General features: G+C 60.1%; 14 protein-coding genes. 7 read left to right on the top strand and 7 right to left on the bottom strand.

Annotation, left to right across the window (positions count from 1 at the left end; translation table 11 throughout):
* The first annotated feature begins 33 nt into the window (after positions 1-33).
* A complete protein-coding gene (locus ABH909_RS09935; RefSeq protein ID WP_429432733.1) occupies positions 34-1,365 on the top strand; it encodes a DUF58 domain-containing protein in 1,332 nt (443 codons plus the stop codon).
* 243 nt (positions 1,366-1,608) lie between these two features.
* Here ABH909_RS09935 and ABH909_RS09930 read toward each other — a convergent pair whose 3' ends face one another.
* A complete protein-coding gene (locus ABH909_RS09930) occupies positions 1,609-1,968 on the bottom strand; it encodes a PilZ domain-containing protein (protein ID WP_429432731.1) in 360 nt (119 codons plus the stop codon).
* A 222-nt stretch (positions 1,969-2,190) separates the two neighbouring features.
* Positions 2,191-2,574 (bottom strand): tetratricopeptide repeat protein, encoded by a 384-nt coding sequence (locus ABH909_RS09925; protein ID WP_095632207.1) that lies wholly within the window; start codon positions 2,572-2,574, stop codon positions 2,191-2,193.
* A 188-nt stretch (positions 2,575-2,762) separates the two neighbouring features.
* On the opposite strand from ABH909_RS09925, the gene pyk reads away from it, so the two are divergent.
* Positions 2,763-4,214, top strand: coding sequence for a pyruvate kinase (gene pyk / locus ABH909_RS09920; protein WP_429432728.1), 1,452 nt, complete (start codon positions 2,763-2,765; stop codon positions 4,212-4,214).
* A 209-nt stretch (positions 4,215-4,423) separates the two neighbouring features.
* Here the strand turns inward: pyk and ABH909_RS09915 are convergent, their stop codons facing one another.
* The 3 genes from ABH909_RS09915 to ABH909_RS09905 form a co-directional block, all read right to left on the bottom strand.
* Positions 4,424-5,173, bottom strand: coding sequence for an enoyl-CoA hydratase-related protein (locus ABH909_RS09915; protein WP_429432726.1), 750 nt, complete (start codon positions 5,171-5,173; stop codon positions 4,424-4,426).
* A 62-nt stretch (positions 5,174-5,235) separates the two neighbouring features.
* Entirely contained in the window at positions 5,236-6,171 is a 936-nt protein-coding gene (locus ABH909_RS09910; RefSeq protein WP_429432724.1) for an iron-sulfur-binding ferredoxin reductase, read from the bottom strand.
* Complete coding sequence (locus tag ABH909_RS09905) at positions 6,164-7,270, bottom strand: GGDEF domain-containing protein (RefSeq protein WP_429432722.1); 1,107 nt, start codon at positions 7,268-7,270, stop codon at positions 6,164-6,166. Before ABH909_RS09905 ends, ABH909_RS09910 begins: the two co-directional genes overlap by 8 nt.
* 677 nt (positions 7,271-7,947) lie before the next feature.
* Here ABH909_RS09905 and ABH909_RS09900 point away from each other — a divergent pair.
* From ABH909_RS09900 to ABH909_RS09880, 5 genes are all read left to right on the top strand, one after another.
* The gene (locus ABH909_RS09900; RefSeq protein ID WP_429432720.1) at positions 7,948-9,471 is read left to right on the top strand and encodes a fumarate hydratase; all 1,524 of its coding nucleotides are present in this window, start codon (positions 7,948-7,950) and stop codon (positions 9,469-9,471) included.
* A 195-nt stretch (positions 9,472-9,666) separates the two neighbouring features.
* Positions 9,667-11,469: a sensor histidine kinase gene (locus ABH909_RS09895; RefSeq protein WP_429432718.1), complete on the top strand. Its 1,803-nt coding sequence runs from the start codon at positions 9,667-9,669 to the stop codon at positions 11,467-11,469.
* Positions 11,469-12,803, top strand: coding sequence for a sigma-54-dependent transcriptional regulator (locus ABH909_RS09890; protein ID WP_429432716.1), 1,335 nt, complete (start codon positions 11,469-11,471; stop codon positions 12,801-12,803). The genes ABH909_RS09895 and ABH909_RS09890 overlap by 1 nt, the downstream gene beginning before the upstream one ends.
* Positions 12,804-13,106: 303 nt before the next feature.
* On the top strand, positions 13,107-14,426 hold the full coding sequence (locus ABH909_RS09885) for an MFS transporter (RefSeq protein ID WP_429432714.1): 1,320 nt from the start codon (positions 13,107-13,109) through the stop codon (positions 14,424-14,426).
* A 259-nt stretch (positions 14,427-14,685) separates the two neighbouring features.
* Positions 14,686-15,315, top strand: coding sequence for a flavin reductase family protein (locus tag ABH909_RS09880; protein WP_429432712.1), 630 nt, complete (start codon positions 14,686-14,688; stop codon positions 15,313-15,315).
* Here the strand turns inward: ABH909_RS09880 and ABH909_RS09875 are convergent, their stop codons facing one another.
* On the bottom strand, positions 15,316-15,546 hold the full coding sequence (locus ABH909_RS09875; RefSeq protein WP_095632219.1) for a hypothetical protein: 231 nt from the start codon (positions 15,544-15,546) through the stop codon (positions 15,316-15,318).
* A 41-nt stretch (positions 15,547-15,587) separates the two neighbouring features.
* Positions 15,588-15,941 carry a putative quinol monooxygenase gene (locus tag ABH909_RS09870; RefSeq protein WP_429432709.1) on the bottom strand — a complete coding sequence of 118 codons (354 nt, stop codon included), beginning with the start codon at positions 15,939-15,941 and terminating at the stop codon, positions 15,588-15,590.
* Between the last annotated feature and the right edge of the window lie 132 nt (positions 15,942-16,073).

The raw sequence follows: 16,073 nt of genomic DNA, 5'->3' as shown, positions 1-16,073 counted from the left end.
AGCAAGCTCCCTCGCCACAAAAGGTGTGCCCTGATGAAACCGTCCCGGCTTCTACTAATCTGGCTCGCGCTACTGCTGGCCATCGGCATCGTGCTGGGTACGTTGCGAGCCTTGGACATCGCCGTTCCATCCAGCCTGTTATCGATCAACTGGGGATTGCTCCTGGCGCTGCTGGCCCTGGGAATACTCGACGCCATTCGCCTCAAACGCCTGCCCTCGCCCCGCGTACAACGGCATATGCCCGGCAGCCTGGCGCTCGGTCGATGGGGCGAAGTGCGGCTGGAGGTCGGGCATGATTTCGCTCAACCGCTGAACGTACAAATCTTCGACCACGTCCCGGATGGTTTGAGTTTCGAAAACCTGCCACTGTCGGTCGAACTGCAAGCCGGCCAGCACAACCAGATCGGCTATCGCCTGCGCCCACTCAAGCGCGGCCACTTCACCTTCGACCGCTGCGAAATCAGCCTGCCGAGCCCTATGGGCCTGTGGTCAGGCAAACGTCTACTGAACCTAATCGACAATACCCGCGTCTACCCCGACTTCGCCCGCCTCTATGGCGGTCAATTGCTGGCGGTGGACAACTGGCTCAACCAACTCGGCGTGCGCCAACGCCCGCGTCGTGGGCTGGGCCTGGAATTCCATCAACTGCGCGAATTCAGAGAAGGCGACAGCCTGCGCCAGATCGACTGGAAAGCCACCGCCCGCCAGCGCACACCGATTGCCCGCGAGTATGAGGACGAGCGTGATCAGCAGATCATTTTCATGCTCGATTGTGGGCGACGCATGCGCAGCCAGGACGATGAACTGTCGCACTTCGATCATGCGCTCAACGCCTGCCTGTTACTCAGCTACGTGGCCTTGCGCCAGGGTGATGCGGTGGGCTTGTGTACCTTCGCTGGTGATCAAGCGCGCTACCTCGCACCGATCAAGGGCGCTAGCCAACTCAATGTGTTGCTCAATTGCGTCTACGATCTCGCCAGCAGCAAACGCCCCGCCGACTATCAGGCAGCGGCGAATCAATTGCTGGCAAGACAGAAACGCCGGGCGCTGGTGGTACTGGTGACCAACCTGCGTGATGAAGATGATGAGGCCGTACTCGGTGCAGTCAAACACCTGCGCCAGCAACATCAGGTGCTGGTGGTCAGCTTGCGCGAAGAAGCCCTCGACTGCGTACGCCATGCGCCGGTGCAGACCTTGCCGGAAGCGCTGGCCTATTGCGGCACGGTGGATTACCTGAATGCACGGGCCGAACTCCATGAGCGGTTGAATGCTCATGGAGTGGCGGTGCTGGATGCAAGGCCTGGAGAGTTAGGTGCGGCGTTGGTTACTCGTTACCTGGGATGGAAGCGAGTGGGCGCACTCTGACGCCTCCTCCCTACCCATTAAACTCATCAATGGCAGGCGACTCAGGCAACGGAACACTGCCCAACGACATCGCATTACCCGGGGACAGCTTGGCCAGACGGGATGCGGAGGCAAACACGTTAAAGCTTGCGTCCTGGATATTTCCTCCCACAGGGATTTTCGGTGAACACACAACAGGTGAACAACGCCGAAACTGTGGGAGCGGGCTTGCCCGCGATGGCAATAGTGAAGGCGCCGCAGAGTTCAGGCCGAGGCAGGCAACGGCTGAAAACTGAAGTACTGCTTCAGTGCCCCCAACAATTGCCCATATTCCGGCGGTGCCCGTTGCAGGCTGAAGCCGGCGTCATAGTGATGGGGGGTGGCGTCCTCGTGGCACCACAGGCAGCAGGCATCGAGGTCGATCACCTGTTGGCAATGGCCATCCATGGGGATTTTCAGGCGCAGATTAAAATCGGCGCCCACCATCAGCGGCAACTGGCTGATCAACATCAGCCCGTCCTCGGACAGATTGCCCAGAAAGCCGATCGGCTTGTCGGTGACGCTGTTGAACACTTTGAGAAAATACGGCAGTTGATGCCGCTCGATCCGGCGGTCAGTGAACATGCTGATTTCGCTACGCAAGGCCCTTAAGCAGGGCCGCATCAATACTTCGGAACGGGCCTGCTCTATTGTTTTATAGGCATGTGCCGCGCTCTCCCCGATCCTGGTGCGACAGTCCTTCCAACCGCTGTCGCTTACTGCTGCCGATCACAGGTGTTTACCTCGATCAGAGGCAAGGCTCTAAACCGATCCATTGGACTATAGCTCACCGCTGTCGCCTGACAATCAGAACCGGGTTGGACGCACCGCCGCCGCACTGCGGGTCGGGTAATGGCCCAGGCTCTGCAGGGTTTCCAGACGGGCACGGGCGCGGTAGGCGTACTCGCTTTGCGGGTAAGAGGCCATGATGAACTGGTAAGTCTGAGCCGCATCGATAAACAGCTTCTGCCGTTCCAGGCACAGGCCCCGCATCATCGACACTTCCGGCCACACATAAGGCCGTGCATGGCTGGCACGCTCGACCTTGGACAGTTCGAGCATGACTTGCTCGCAATTGCCGCGCTCATAGGCGCTGTAGGCATTATTCAAATGATGGTTCATCGACCAACGGGTGCAGCCCGTGACACTGAGGGCACTAATGGCAAGGGCGGCAATGAGCACGAATCGCATGGGGGATCTCCTGTCTTGAGCTCTGTATCGACCCTTGGGCGGAAATCTTCAGGACGGTTTGCGCCGATTGTCGCGTTCAATAAAGAAACTAATAACCAAGTTCTTCAAAAAAAGTAGTGCAAACGAACAATGACTACACCTACGGACCATAGTAGCCTCTGCTAGCGCTTGAACTCAGGAGTCTATGCATGTCCGTCCGTCGCACCAAAATCGTCGCTACCCTTGGCCCGGCCAGTAACTCGCCGGAAGTTCTCGAACAGTTGATTCTGGCTGGCCTGGACGTTGCCCGTCTGAACTTCTCCCACGGCACCCCCGACGAGCACAAGGCTCGCGCGAAGCTGGTACGTGACCTCGCTGCCAAGCACGGCCGCTTCGTCGCCCTGCTGGGTGACCTGCAAGGCCCGAAAATTCGTATCGCCAAATTCGCCAACAAGAAGATCGAGCTGAAGATCGGTGATCAATTCACCTTCTCTACCAGCCATCCGTTGACCGAAGGCAACCAGGAAATAGTCGGCATCGACTACCCGGACCTGGTAAAAGACTGTGGCGTGGGCGACGAGCTGCTGCTCGACGACGGCCGCGTGGTGATGCGCGTCGACACCGCTACTGCCACCGAGCTGCATTGCACCGTGACCATCGGCGGACCGCTGTCGGACCACAAAGGCATCAACCGTCGTGGTGGCGGCCTGACCGCACCGGCCCTGACCGAAAAAGACAAGGCCGACATCAAGCTCGCAGCCGAAATGGAAGTCGACTACCTCGCGGTATCCTTCCCGCGCGACGCTGCCGACATGGAATACGCCCGTCAATTGCGCGACGAAGCCGGCGGTACTGCCTGGCTGGTGGCGAAGATTGAACGCGCCGAAGCCGTGGCCGACGACGAAACCCTCGACGGCCTGATCAAAGCCTCCGACGCGGTGATGGTTGCCCGTGGCGACCTGGGTGTGGAAATCGGCGACGCCGAACTGGTGGGTATCCAGAAGAAAATCATTCTGCATGCACGCCGCCACAACAAAGCGGTGATCGTTGCGACCCAGATGATGGAGTCGATGATCCAGAACCCGATGCCGACCCGCGCCGAAGTCTCCGACGTAGCCAACGCCGTGCTCGACTACACCGACGCCGTGATGCTCTCGGCCGAAAGTGCTGCCGGTTTGTACCCGCTGGAAGCCGTGCAAGCCATGGCGCGCATCTGCATCGGCGCTGAAAAGCACCCGACCAGCAAGACCTCCAGCCACCGCATCGGCAAGGTCTTCGAAAGCTGCGACCAGAGCATCGCGCTGGCGGCCATGTACACCGCCAACCACTTCCCGGGCGTGAAGGCGATTATTGCGCTGACTGAAAGTGGCTACACGCCGTTGATCATGTCGCGCATCCGCTCCTCGGTGCCGATCTACGCGTTCTCCCCACACCGCGAAACCCAGGCCCGCGCGGCCATGTTCCGTGGCGTCTACACCGTACCTTTCGACCCGGCGTCCTTGCCACCTGAGCAAGTCAGCCAGGCTGCGATCGACGAGTTGCTCAAGTTGGGTGTGGTCGAGAAAGGCGACTGGGTCATCCTGACCAAGGGCGACAGCTACCACACTACCGGCGGCACCAACGGGATGAAAATCCTGCACGTTGGCGACCCGATGGTCTGAGTGATCGAGCGCTGAAAAACAAAAGCCCCGCCATGTGAATGGCGGGGCTTTTTGCATTCTGATCCAACAGGTGTTTTGTCTGGTCTGGCCTCTTCGCGAGCAAGCCCGCTCCCACAGGGGATTTGTGGATGACACAAAACCTGTGGACACTGCAGATCCAATGTGGGAGCGGGCTTGCTCGCGAAGAGGCCCGCCCTGTCACCGCAAATTCAATGCCTGTTGAGAAACCCCGACAACGCCATCATCGCTTCCGGCGAACGCAGCCGCTGGGTGAACAACGCGCCCTCTTCTTCTATCACCTTGCGTATCTGTTCCCGATCCGGCGCTCTCATCAGTTGCTTGCTGATACGCACCGCCTCCGGCGGCAACGATTCAAACCGCAACGCCATCTCCCGTGCCTTGGCTAACACCGCTTCGCCACTGCCTAAAGCTTCAGTCGCGATCCCCCACGCGGCTGCCTGTTCACCACTGAAACCCTCGCCCAGCAACAACAGCTCCGCCGCTTTGGCATGCCCGAGCATTCGCGGCAGGATCAGGCTGGAGCCGAACTCAGGGCATAACCCGAGGTTGACGAACGGCATGCGCAAGCGGGCGTCGGCGCTGACGTAAACCAGATCGCAATGCAGCAGCATCGTTGTGCCGATCCCCACCGCCGCGCCAGCCACGGCGGCGATGACCGGTTTGCGGCACTCGAGCAAGTTGAGCATGAAGTGAAACACCGGGCTGTCGAGGTTGCCCGGGGGTTGCTGGAGGAAATCAAAGATGTCGTTGCCGGCGGTGAAGCACTCAACGCCACCGGTGATCAGTACCGCATTGATTTCCGGGTCGCTGTCGGCAAGCCGCAAACCCTCCGCCAGTTGGCTGTACATGGCGCGAGTCAGGGCGTTTTTCTTTTCGGGGCGATTGAGGCGCAGGGTCAGCAGGCCGCGCTCGCGTTCAAACTGGAGGGTATCGGGCATGATGAATCCTGATCTGAGAGGATCAACTGTGGCGAGCGAGCTCGCCACAGAGAAATCAGCGCTCAACCACGGGGTAGAAAGACATCCGCCAGCAGTTGATTGCGCGGCAAACCCGCCAGGTACAGGCGCCGGGCAAAGGCGTCGACGCTGTCGGGAGCCCCGCAGACTAAGGCCAGGGTTTGCCGCGAAACAAGGCGCAGTTGTGCCAAAGCCGCAGGCAACTCGGCCGCGGTCCACAGCTCGACATCAAGGTTTTCACGGCCGTCGGCCATGGCTTGCAGGGGTTTGGCCAGATAATGCTCACCCGCATCATGGGCCAGGTGAATGACACGGATGGCGCCCTGATGATCCTGACGCAAGGCTTCGCGCAAAATACCGAACAACGGCCCCAGACCGGTGCCGGCCGCCAATAGCCACAGAGGTCGGGTGTGCCAGTCCGGGTCGTAATGCAACGCTCCGCCGCGCAACTCGCCGAGGCGGATCGGATCGCCGATTTTCAACTGGCGTGCCAAATCGCTGAACCCCCCCGGCTGACGGCAATCGAGGTGGAACTCCAGAAAGCGATCCTCTTCCGGCAGGCTGGCCAGGGAATACGGCCGCGCCACCTGACCCGCCCACAACACCAGATGCTGCCCCGCCTGATAGCGCAACGGTCGCTCACTCGTCAGGCGTAAACGCAAAACGCTGGGGCTCAGCCAATCGCTGGCGGCCACCTGAGCGGCAAGCCCGTCACGCAGCGGGTCAAAGGTTTCGACTTGCAGATCATCGACCACCTGGCACTGACAGGCCAACCGCCAACCCCGCTGACGCTGCTCATGGCTCAAGGCATCGGGACGGCTGTCGCTGGGCAAGCCTTCGACACATTTAACCAGGCACGCATGACAGCTGCCGGCGCGGCAGCTATAGGGCACCGACACACCGTTCTGATTCAAGGCATCAAGAAGGTTGCTCCCCGCCGCCACCGTCCATTGGCGTTCGCCGACCCGTAACTCAGGCATCGACATTCTCCCAGGCCGCCGCGCAACGGTTACGGCCATCACGCTTGGCACGATACAGCGCCTGATCGGCGCGCTGCAACGCGTCATCCAGATCGTCGCCGAGCGCCAACAACGTCATGCCTGCCGACAGGCTGAGGTTGCGCACGTCCAGGCCGATCAATTCGGCATCCATGAACGCAATGCGCAACCGCTCGCAACACGCCGTCAGGCGCTCGGCATCACAATCGGGCAACAGCACCACGAACTCTTCACCGCCGTAGCGGGCCAGAACATCGCCATCGCGCAGGCAGGCGGTGGCCACTCCGGCAAACGCTTGCAATACCTGGTCGCCGGCGGCATGGCCATGAACATCGTTGATGCGCTTGAAGTGATCGAGGTCGATCAACGCCAGGCCGTGCACCACATCGGCTTCCATGGCGTTCAACTCGCGGGAGGCCAGGCGCAGGAAATGCCGGCGGTTGAACAGCCCGGTGAGTTCATCGGTCGCCACCAGCCCTTCGAGCTGGCGCATCATTCCACGCAGGGTGTCCTGATGCGCTTGCAAGGCGAACCGCCGCTGACGCATACGCTGGCGCGACATTTGGACGTAACGGGCATACAGCACCAGCCACGCGAGCACCACCAACAGCACGCACACCTGCAACAGGGCCAGCGTCGGGTCGGGCTGCTGAAAGTGGTAGCCCTCCCACAAAATGATGGCGCTGAAACTGAAAAACACCAGCGACGCACACCGCACGAATGCTCTGTGCGAAAGATGAAATAACCCGAACAACAGAATCAGCAGGTAAAACACCAGAAACACGCCGCGCGCTTCGTCCAGATGGGCAATCAGCCAGGTTTGCCAACCCAGCCCCAGCAGTATTTGCACTTCGGTCAGGCTGGGATCGGAAAAACGCAAGTTGCAGCCGCTGGAGAACACCGCGAACAACACTGCCTGGCTGAGCACCACCAAGGCACTGCCGATCGCCATGCCGGTGACGGAGTCTTGGTAATGACCGGTGAAAAACGCCAGCCACAGCAGCAGCAAAGCCAAGGCGTAAGTGCCGGCTGCGAGGGCAAAGCGTTTAAGCAAAAGCCGCTGGATGGCGTTATGGGTCAATCGTTGATTCACCGTGGGAAAGGAGGCTGATCGAGTGTCCTACTCTACAGGCCGGATGCCACTTTAGTGGCGAGTCTGATAAATGACCATTCAATTTTCGGGGCAGAAAACTGGCGTCAAAGCCATGACCCACTTCCCCTGTAGGAGCTGCCGAAGGCTGCGATCTTTTGATCGTGATCTTTTTCAGGACCGTGAAAAGAAATCAAAAGATCGCAGGCTTCGCCAGCTCCTACAGGGATTGAGGTACACCCATTACCTCGAGGTTGCACGCTATCAATGTAGGAGCTGCCGAAGGCTGCGATCTTTTGATCGTGATCTTTTTCAGGACCGTGAAAAGAAAAATCAAAAGATCGCAGGCTTCGCCAGCTCCTACAGGGATTGAGGTACACCCATTACCTCGAGGTTGCACGCTATCAATGTAGGGGGCACGACAGTCAACGCCGACCTATGCGACCAACGTTTGACTGTCAACGGATGTGCCCGCCATCGAGGCGCGGTATACTGCCGCGCCTTTTTAGCGTCGCGCCAGCATGCCCGGCGTGCCTTGTGACCTTGAGGATCAGCTTCAAGCCTTAAGCTTCAAGCGCCAGGTTCAGAGCAGTTCGCGTACTGCTTCAGCTTGCCGCTTGAAGCTTAAGGCTTGAAGCTGCCCTTATTCTTTTAGAGGAGCGCGACTCATGACCGTGATCAAGCAAGACGACCTGATTCAGAGCGTTGCCGACGCCCTGCAATTCATTTCCTACTACCACCCCGTGGATTTCATCCAGGCGATGCACGAGGCCTACCTGCGTGAAGAATCGCCGGCCGCTCGCGATTCCATGGCGCAGATCCTGATCAACTCGCGCATGTGCGCCACCGGCCACCGCCCTATTTGCCAGGACACCGGCATCGTGACCGTGTTCGTGCGGGTGGGCATGGATGTTCGTTGGGATGGCGCCACCATGGGCCTGGACGACATGATCAACGAAGGCGTGCGACGGGCTTACAACCTGCCGGAAAACGTCTTGCGTGCCTCGATCCTCGCCGATCCGGCGGGTGCTCGCAAAAACACCAAGGACAACACCCCGGCCGTTATCCACTACTCCATCGTACCGGGTAACACCGTGGAAGTGGACGTGGCAGCCAAGGGCGGCGGTTCCGAGAACAAGTCGAAAATGGCCATGCTCAACCCGTCCGACTCGATCGTTGACTGGGTGCTGAAAACCGTTCCGGAAATGGGCGCCGGCTGGTGCCCACCGGGCATGCTCGGCATCGGCATCGGCGGCACCGCCGAGAAAGCCGCCGTCATGGCCAAGGAAGTGTTGATGGAATCCATCGACATTCACGAGCTGAAAAAGCGCGGGCCATCCAACCGTATCGAAGAGATGCGTCTGGAGCTGTTCGAGAAGGTCAACCAACTGGGCATCGGCGCCCAGGGTCTGGGTGGCCTGACCACCGTGCTCGACGTGAAGATCATGGATTACCCGACCCACGCTGCTTCGTTGCCGGTGTGCATGATCCCCAACTGCGCCGCCACCCGTCACGCGCACTTCGTGCTCGACGGTTCCGGCCCGGCCTCGCTGGAAGCGCCACCGCTGGACGCCTACCCGGAAATCGTCTGGGAAGCCGGCCCATCGGCCCGTCGCGTCAACCTCGATACCCTGACGCCGGAAGAAGTGCAGAGCTGGAAGCCGGGCGAAACTGTCCTGCTCAACGGCAAAATGCTCACTGGTCGCGACGCAGCGCACAAGCGCATGGTCGAGATGTTGAACAAGGGTGAAACCCTGCCGGTAGACCTCAAAGGTCGCTTCATTTACTACGTCGGTCCGGTCGATCCGGTGCGCGAAGAAGTGGTTGGCCCGGCCGGCCCGACCACCGCGACGCGGATGGACAAGTTCACCCGTCAGATCCTCGAGCAAACCGGCCTGTTGGGCATGATCGGCAAATCCGAGCGCGGCCCGACCGCAATCGAAGCGATCAAGGACCACCAAGCCGTTTACCTGATGGCTGTCGGCGGCGCGGCTTACCTGGTGGCCCAAGCCATCAAGAAATCCCGCGTGGTAGCGTTCGCCGAACTGGGCATGGAAGCGATCTACGAGTTCGACGTCAAAGACATGCCTGTGACCGTTGCGGTCGACAGCAAAGGCGAGTCAGTACATATCACCGGTCCTGCCATCTGGCAGAAAAAGATCGGTGAAAGCCTGGCGGTGGAAGTGCAGTAAGCGCTTCCCTCACTGCTGAAAAGGCCGGGCCGTCTCCCCAGACGACCCGGCTTTTTTTTGGATATCGATTTAGCCCTTTGATCTAAGCAGAGGTGACTAACGAATTGGCGTATACCCAGACCAAGTTGCGCTCTCGATCGAGTAAATTTATTACCGTCTGAACACGTCATGCCGGGACGAAGGATGCGCGGCCTCATGGTATGGTGCCAGCCCATCCTTCAACCTGTTTCCTACAGCATGCTGCCGACTTCCCGTACCTTGCGCCTGTCGTTGTACACCCTGCTGATCGTCGCCGGTGCAGCGCTCGCCGCGACCCTGGCCATCCGCCACGCCGAGCGTCAGGCGCTGGAAGAAGACGCCGCCCGTGCCAGTCAGCAATTGGCGTTGTACGCCAACTCCTTGCACACGCTGATTGAACGCTATCGCGCCCTGCCCGCCGTGCTGGCGCTGGACCCGCAATTGCGCGACGCGCTAAACGGTGAAGTGAGCCCCGAAGAGCAGCTTGCATTGAATCGCAAACTGGAAAAAATCAACGGCGCCGCGCAGTCCTCGACCCTGGAACTGCTCGACCGTACCGGCCTCGCCGTGGCCGCCAGCAATTGGCGCCTGCCCAGCAGTTACGTCGGCCACAACTATGGTTTTCGCCCCTACTTCAGCCAGACCCGCACTCAGGGCACTGGGCGTTTTTACGCAGTGGGCGTGACCAGCGGCATTCCCGGCTACTTCCTGTCCAGCGCGGTGACCAGCGACAGTGGCGAGTTCCTCGGCGCCATGGTGGTCAAACTCGAATTCCCGGAACTGGAACGCGAATGGCGTCAGGGCAGCGACACGTTGCTGGTCAGCGATGCCCGCGGGATCATCTTCATCGCCAACCAGCCGGGCTGGCGCTATCGCTTGCTGCGGCCGCTGAGCGCCAGCGATCACACTGAGCTCAAGACCACCCGTCAATACGACAAGCAACCGCTGACCTCGCTTGACTATCAATCGGTGCGGCGCTTCGACGACAACAGTGATTTGACCCGGGTCAATGGCCCCGAGGGGACAGCGGATTACCTCTGGGAATCCCTGCCGCTGGCCGCCGAAGGCTGGACGCTGCACTTGCTGCGCCGCCCGCAGGTAGCTTTCGAAGACCTGCGCAACGCCGGGCTCGCGGCCGCCGGGGTGTGGCTGGCCGTAGTGTTTCTGTTGCTGTTCCTCAATCAGCGTTGGCGGCTGGCGAAATTGCGCCAGCGCAGCCGCGAAGAACTCGAACGACTGGTGGAAGAACGCACCCGGGATTTGCGCACCGCCCAGGACGGTTTGGTGCAATCGGCCAAACTCGCGGCGCTGGGGCAAATGTCCGCGGCGCTGGCCCATGAAATCAACCAGCCACTGACCGCCCAGCGCATGCAACTGGCGACCTTGCGCCTGCTGCTCGATCACGGCCGTGTCGAGGACGCTTACAAGGCACTGAAACCGGTGGACGAGATGCTCACCCGCATGGCCGCACTCACCGGCCACCTGAAAACTTTCGCCCGCAAAAGCCCCAGCGGCTTGCGTGAACGGCTGGACCTGGCGACAGTGGTCGATCAATCCTTGGAATTGCTGGATGCGCGCCTGCGGGATGAAAAGGTCAGCCTGGTGCTGCACCTGACGCGCCCGGCCTGGGTGCGTGGCGATGCGATTCGTCTGGAACAGGTGCTGATCAACTTGCTGCGCAACGCTTTGGATGCGATGCACGACAAAACCTGCAAACGTCTGGAAATCCGTCTTGAAGCCGACGAACAGCTCTGGCGCCTGACCGTCGCCGATAACGGTGGCGGCATTGCCGAAGAACATCTGGCCCAAGTCTTCGATCCGTTCTTTACCACTAAACCGGTGGGCGATGGCCTGGGTCTGGGACTGGCCGTATCCTTCGCTATCGTCCACGAAGCGGGCGGTCGCTTGAGTGCCGCCAATGGCGAAAACGGCGCGGTATTCACCGTGACGCTGCCTATTGATCTGGAGGTCCCTGCCTGATGCTCAATTCGGTGATGGTGGTCGATGACGAAAGCAGCATCCGCAGCGCTGTCGAACAGTGGCTGAGCCTGTCGGGGTTCGAGGTGCAGCTGTTCAGTCGCGCTGACGAATGCCTGGCGCAACTGCCCAGGCATTTCCCCGGGGTGATTCTCAGCGATGTGCGCATGCCCGGCATGACAGGTCTGGAGCTGCTGGCTGAAGTCCGGCGCCGCGATGCCGATTTGCCGGTGATCCTGCTGACCGGTCACGGCGATGTGCCGATGGCGGTCGAAGCGATGCGCGATGGTGCCTACGATTTCCTTGAAAAACCCTTCAGCCCGGAAGCTTTGATGAGCAGCCTGCGCCGGGCGCTGGACAAGCGTCGACTGGTGCTGGAAAACCGCGCGCTGCATGAGCAGGCGGATAATCGTGCCAAGCTGGATGCCACGCTGTTGGGGGTGTCCCGTGGTTTGCAGACCCTGCGCCGCCAAGTGCTGGATTTGGCGATGCTGCCGGTCAATGTACTGATCCGTGGCGAAACCGGCAGCGGCAAGGAACTGGTTGCCCGTTGCCTGCACGACTTCGGTCCGCGCGCCGACAAAGCCTTCGTGGCGCTCAACTGCGCAGCGATTCCCGAGCAGTTGTTCGAGGCCGAACTGTTCGGCCATGAAAGCGGCGCATTCACCGGTGCCCAGGGCAAACGCATCGGCAAGCTCGAATACGCTGACGGCGGCACGCTGTTTCTCGATGAAATCGAAAGCATGCCCCTGGCCCAGCAGGTGAAATTATTGCGGGTGTTGCAGGAGCAGAAGCTTGAGCGCCTGGGTTCCAACCAGAGCATCCACGTGGACTTGCGGATCATCGCCGCGACCAAACCCGACTTGCTCGATGAAGCTCGGGCCGGACGTTTTCGCGAAGATTTGGCCTATCGATTGAACGTCGCCGAGTTGCGTCTGCCGCCATTGCGCGATCGGCGTGAGGACATTCCACTGTTGTTCGAGTTCTTCGCGCGAAGTGCCGCCGAACGTTTGGGGCGCACCTTTGCGCCCTTGAGCGGGCCGCAACTGAGCCATCTGCTGAGTCACGACTGGCCAGGCAATGTGCGCGAACTGGCGAACGTCGCCGAGCGACAAGTGCTGGGCCTCGGCGAACCGGAACCGGTGGGGATCGACCCCGGCCAGTCATTGGCGGCGCAGCAGGAAGCCTTCGAAGCGCATTGCCTGCGCGCGGCACTGACCCGGCACAAGGGTGATGTGAAAGCGGTGCTTGAAGAGCTTCAACTGCCGCGCCGCACGTTCAATGAAAAAATGCAGCGCCATGGCCTGACCCGCGAGATGTTTTTTCAGGACAGCTGAACTTTGCAGTGCCTGAACTGGCCCCTTCGCGAGCAAGCCCGCTCCCACATTGGATCTATGGCGAACACAAAATTCGCCTACACCACAAATCAACTGTGGGAGCGGGCTTGCTCGCGAAGAGGCCCTAAGCCCGAATAAGCGGATTTCCGCTCGCACCCGTTCCTGAATAAGCGGATTTCCGCTCAATAAAACCCGCTACCCCCTCTAAACCGGCCCTCCTCTGCTTGGCACAGCTCCTGCTATAGCTCCAGCAGGCTGCGTTTTAACGCGCTCCACAAAAACAATTAAACGAAGGATCCTTCAATGGATAACTCCAACGCCCTGCCCCTTGGGTCGGCTGCCGCGCCGGCTAAAGAAAGAACCACCGCCAGCCGGATCAAATCGATCTTCAGCGGTTCTGTCGGCAACATGGTCGAGTGGTACGACTGGTACGTCTACGCCGCCTTCTCCCTGTACTTCGCCAAAGCCTTCTTCCCCAAAGGCGACACCACCGCACAACTGCTCAACACCGCCGCGATCTTCGCCGTGGGCTTCCTGATGCGCCCGATCGGTGGCTGGTTGATGGGGCTCTACGCCGACAAGGCCGGTCGTAAACGCGCATTGATGGCCTCGGTGTACCTGATGTGCTTCGGCTCGCTGCTGATCGCCCTGAGCCCGGGGTATGAAACCATTGGCATCGGTGCGCCGATCCTGCTGGTGTTCGCCCGCCTGCTGCAAGGTTTGTCGGTGGGTGGTGAGTACGGCACCTCGGCCACTTACCTCAGCGAGATGGCGACCAAGGAACGTCGCGGCTTCTACTCCAGCTTCCAGTACGTGACGCTGATTTCCGGCCAGCTCATCGCCCTGGGTGTGCTGATCGTGCTGCAAAATGTTCTGACCACCGAAGAGCTGTACGCCTGGGGCTGGCGCATTCCGTTCGCCATCGGTGCGCTGTGTGCCGTGGTGGCGCTCTATCTGCGTCGTGGCATGGAAGAAACCGAGTCGTTTACCAAGAAAGAGAAAGCCAAGGAAAGCGCGATGCGCACCTTGCTGCGCCATCCGAAGGAATTGATGACCGTGGTCGGCCTGACCATGGGCGGCACGCTGGCGTTCTACACCTACACCACGTACATGCAGAAATACCTGGTGAACACTGTCGGCATGAGCATTTCCGACTCCACCACGATTTCCGCGGCCACGCTGTTCCTGTTCATGTGCCTGCAACCGATCATCGGTGGGCTGTCGGATAAAGTCGGTCGTCGGCCGATCCTGATCGCCTTCGGTATTCTCGGGACGCTGTTCACCGTGCCGATCCTGACCACCTTGCACACTGTCCAGACCTGGTGGGGCGCATTCTTCCTGATCATGGCGGCGCTGATCATCGTCAGCGGCTACACATCGATCAACGCGGTGGTCAAAGCCGAACTGTTCCCCACCGAGATCCGTGCCCTGGGCGTCGGTTTGCCCTACGCACTGACGGTGTCGATCTTCGGCGGTACCGCTGAATACATCGCGCTGTGGTTCAAGAGCATCGGCATGGAAACCGGTTACTACTGGTATGTCACGGCGTGCATCGCGGTGTCGTTGCTGGTGTACATCACCATGAAAGACACCCGCAAACATTCGCGTATCGAGACGGACTGACCGTTACATCGAGGTCGGCTGTACCGGCCTCTTCGCGGGCAAGCCCGCTCCCACATTCGACCGCATTTTCTTCGGAAAGAACTCGGTCAACCTGTGGGAGCGGGCTTGCTCGCGAAGGCGGTTTAACATTCAACAAGGTGCTGACTGATACACCGCTTTCGCGAGCAAGCCCGCTCCCACATTAGATCTCATCGCTGGAAATAACCCGCTCGTCCTTGCACTATGATCGATTCCGAATCAACGCCTCAGGAACCCGTTCATGCCCGACGACATCCATTTCTACGAACCCGCCAACGGCCACGGCCTGCCGCATGATCCGTTCAACGCCATCGTCGGCCCGCGCCCTATCGGCTGGATTTCTTCCCAGGACGCCAACGGCTGCTTGAACCTGGCGCCTTACAGCTTTTTCAATGCCTTCAACTACATTCCGCCGATCATTGGGTTTTCCAGCGTCGGGCGCAAAGACAGTTTGAACAACATCGAGCAGACCGGCGAATTCGCCTGGAACCTGGCGACCCGCCCGTTGGCCGAGCAGATGAACCAGAGCTGCGCCATGGTCGGGCCGCAGGTCGATGAATTCGAACTGTCCGGGCTGACCACCGTGGCGTCGAAAATCATTCAGGTACCACGGGTCGCCGAAAGCCCGGTGTCCTTCGAGTGCAAGGTTACGCAGATTATTCAGTTGCAGCGCGCCAACAAGGAAGTGGTGCCGAGCTGGCTGATTCTCGGCGAAGTGGTCGCCGTGCACATCGCCAAATGGCTGTTGAAGGATGGGGTGTACGACACCGCCGCGGCAGAACCGATTCTGCGCGGCGGCGGGCCGGCGGATTACTTTCAGCTGGGGCCAGAGGCATTGTTCAAAATGTTCCGCCCCGGGGCAGTCAAGTGATTACCAGAGCAAGTCGGCGTCTTCTTTAACGTCTTTGAGGCGGGTCAGCTCTTTGGCCGCGGCCTCGTCGGCTTCATGAGCGGTCTTGAAAATCCGGTCTTCCAGCACTTTGTGAAAAGTCGGGGCACCGGAACCGCCGAGGGCTTTGACGGCAATCGCGGCGTGGTAACCGCCCTCGCCCGGTACTACTGCTGAAACGGCTTCGAAGTGTTCAAAGGCTTTGCGTGCCATGTCGCGGATCCTGGCTTATGGAGAATTGCGCCATTAAACCCTCAACCGACGAGTTTGTGTACCGCTGCCTGGGACTGGCCAAGGGCCTGGGCCGCCGAGACATCCTTGAAGGTATGAAAATCCAGGCTATTGACCACCAACTCCTGCACCAGCTCGGCAAAAATCTGCATCGCCGGGCTGCCGAAGTAAGCGGTCATGGCCTGTTGGTTGGCCCAGAAACCGGACACCAGCCACAGCTCGGGATCGCATTGCGAGTGCTGCAGGGCAAAGCTCAGACAACCCGGCGCGTTGCGCGATGGCTCGATCAGGGCGCTCAGGCGCGCACCAAGTTCTGCCGAACGCCCGGCGCGGGCGCGAATGAAGACCATATGACTGACGGGGATTTGCGTAGACATGTTCAACCCTCCCAGGTCATCCAGTGGCAGCCGGGGACGGGCTGCGACAGGATCCAAGATTAGGCGGCGTGTCGCAGCTGTCGTTAGTCGATTCCTGCCGACACATTGCACAATCCTGCGAGACTTGGCTCA

It is taken from the genome of Pseudomonas sp. BS3782 TE3695 (assembly GCF_050435305.1).
GTDB lineage: Bacteria > Pseudomonadota > Gammaproteobacteria > Pseudomonadales > Pseudomonadaceae > Aquipseudomonas.
The sequence above is the reverse complement of the archived record's forward strand: the minus strand, read 5'-3'. Positions and strand labels throughout refer to the sequence as shown.

Coding starts and splice junctions, on each gene's coding strand:
- ABH909_RS09935 (WP_429432733.1), top strand. CDS start 34: ATGAAACCGTCCCGGCTTCTACTAATCTGGCTCGCGCTACTGCTGGCC.
- ABH909_RS09930 (WP_429432731.1), bottom strand. CDS start 1,968: ATGTTCACTGACCGCCGGATCGAGCGGCATCAACTGCCGTATTTTCTC.
- ABH909_RS09925 (WP_095632207.1), bottom strand. CDS start 2,574: ATGCGATTCGTGCTCATTGCCGCCCTTGCCATTAGTGCCCTCAGTGTC.
- pyk (WP_429432728.1), top strand. CDS start 2,763: ATGTCCGTCCGTCGCACCAAAATCGTCGCTACCCTTGGCCCGGCCAGT.
- ABH909_RS09915 (WP_429432726.1), bottom strand. CDS start 5,173: ATGCCCGATACCCTCCAGTTTGAACGCGAGCGCGGCCTGCTGACCCTG.
- ABH909_RS09910 (WP_429432724.1), bottom strand. CDS start 6,171: ATGCCTGAGTTACGGGTCGGCGAACGCCAATGGACGGTGGCGGCGGGG.
- ABH909_RS09900 (WP_429432720.1), top strand. CDS start 7,948: ATGACCGTGATCAAGCAAGACGACCTGATTCAGAGCGTTGCCGACGCC.
- ABH909_RS09895 (WP_429432718.1), top strand. CDS start 9,667: ATGGTATGGTGCCAGCCCATCCTTCAACCTGTTTCCTACAGCATGCTG.
- ABH909_RS09890 (WP_429432716.1), top strand. CDS start 11,469: ATGCTCAATTCGGTGATGGTGGTCGATGACGAAAGCAGCATCCGCAGC.
- ABH909_RS09885 (WP_429432714.1), top strand. CDS start 13,107: ATGGATAACTCCAACGCCCTGCCCCTTGGGTCGGCTGCCGCGCCGGCT.
- ABH909_RS09880 (WP_429432712.1), top strand. CDS start 14,686: ATGCCCGACGACATCCATTTCTACGAACCCGCCAACGGCCACGGCCTG.
- ABH909_RS09875 (WP_095632219.1), bottom strand. CDS start 15,546: ATGGCACGCAAAGCCTTTGAACACTTCGAAGCCGTTTCAGCAGTAGTA.
- ABH909_RS09870 (WP_429432709.1), bottom strand. CDS start 15,941: ATGTCTACGCAAATCCCCGTCAGTCATATGGTCTTCATTCGCGCCCGC.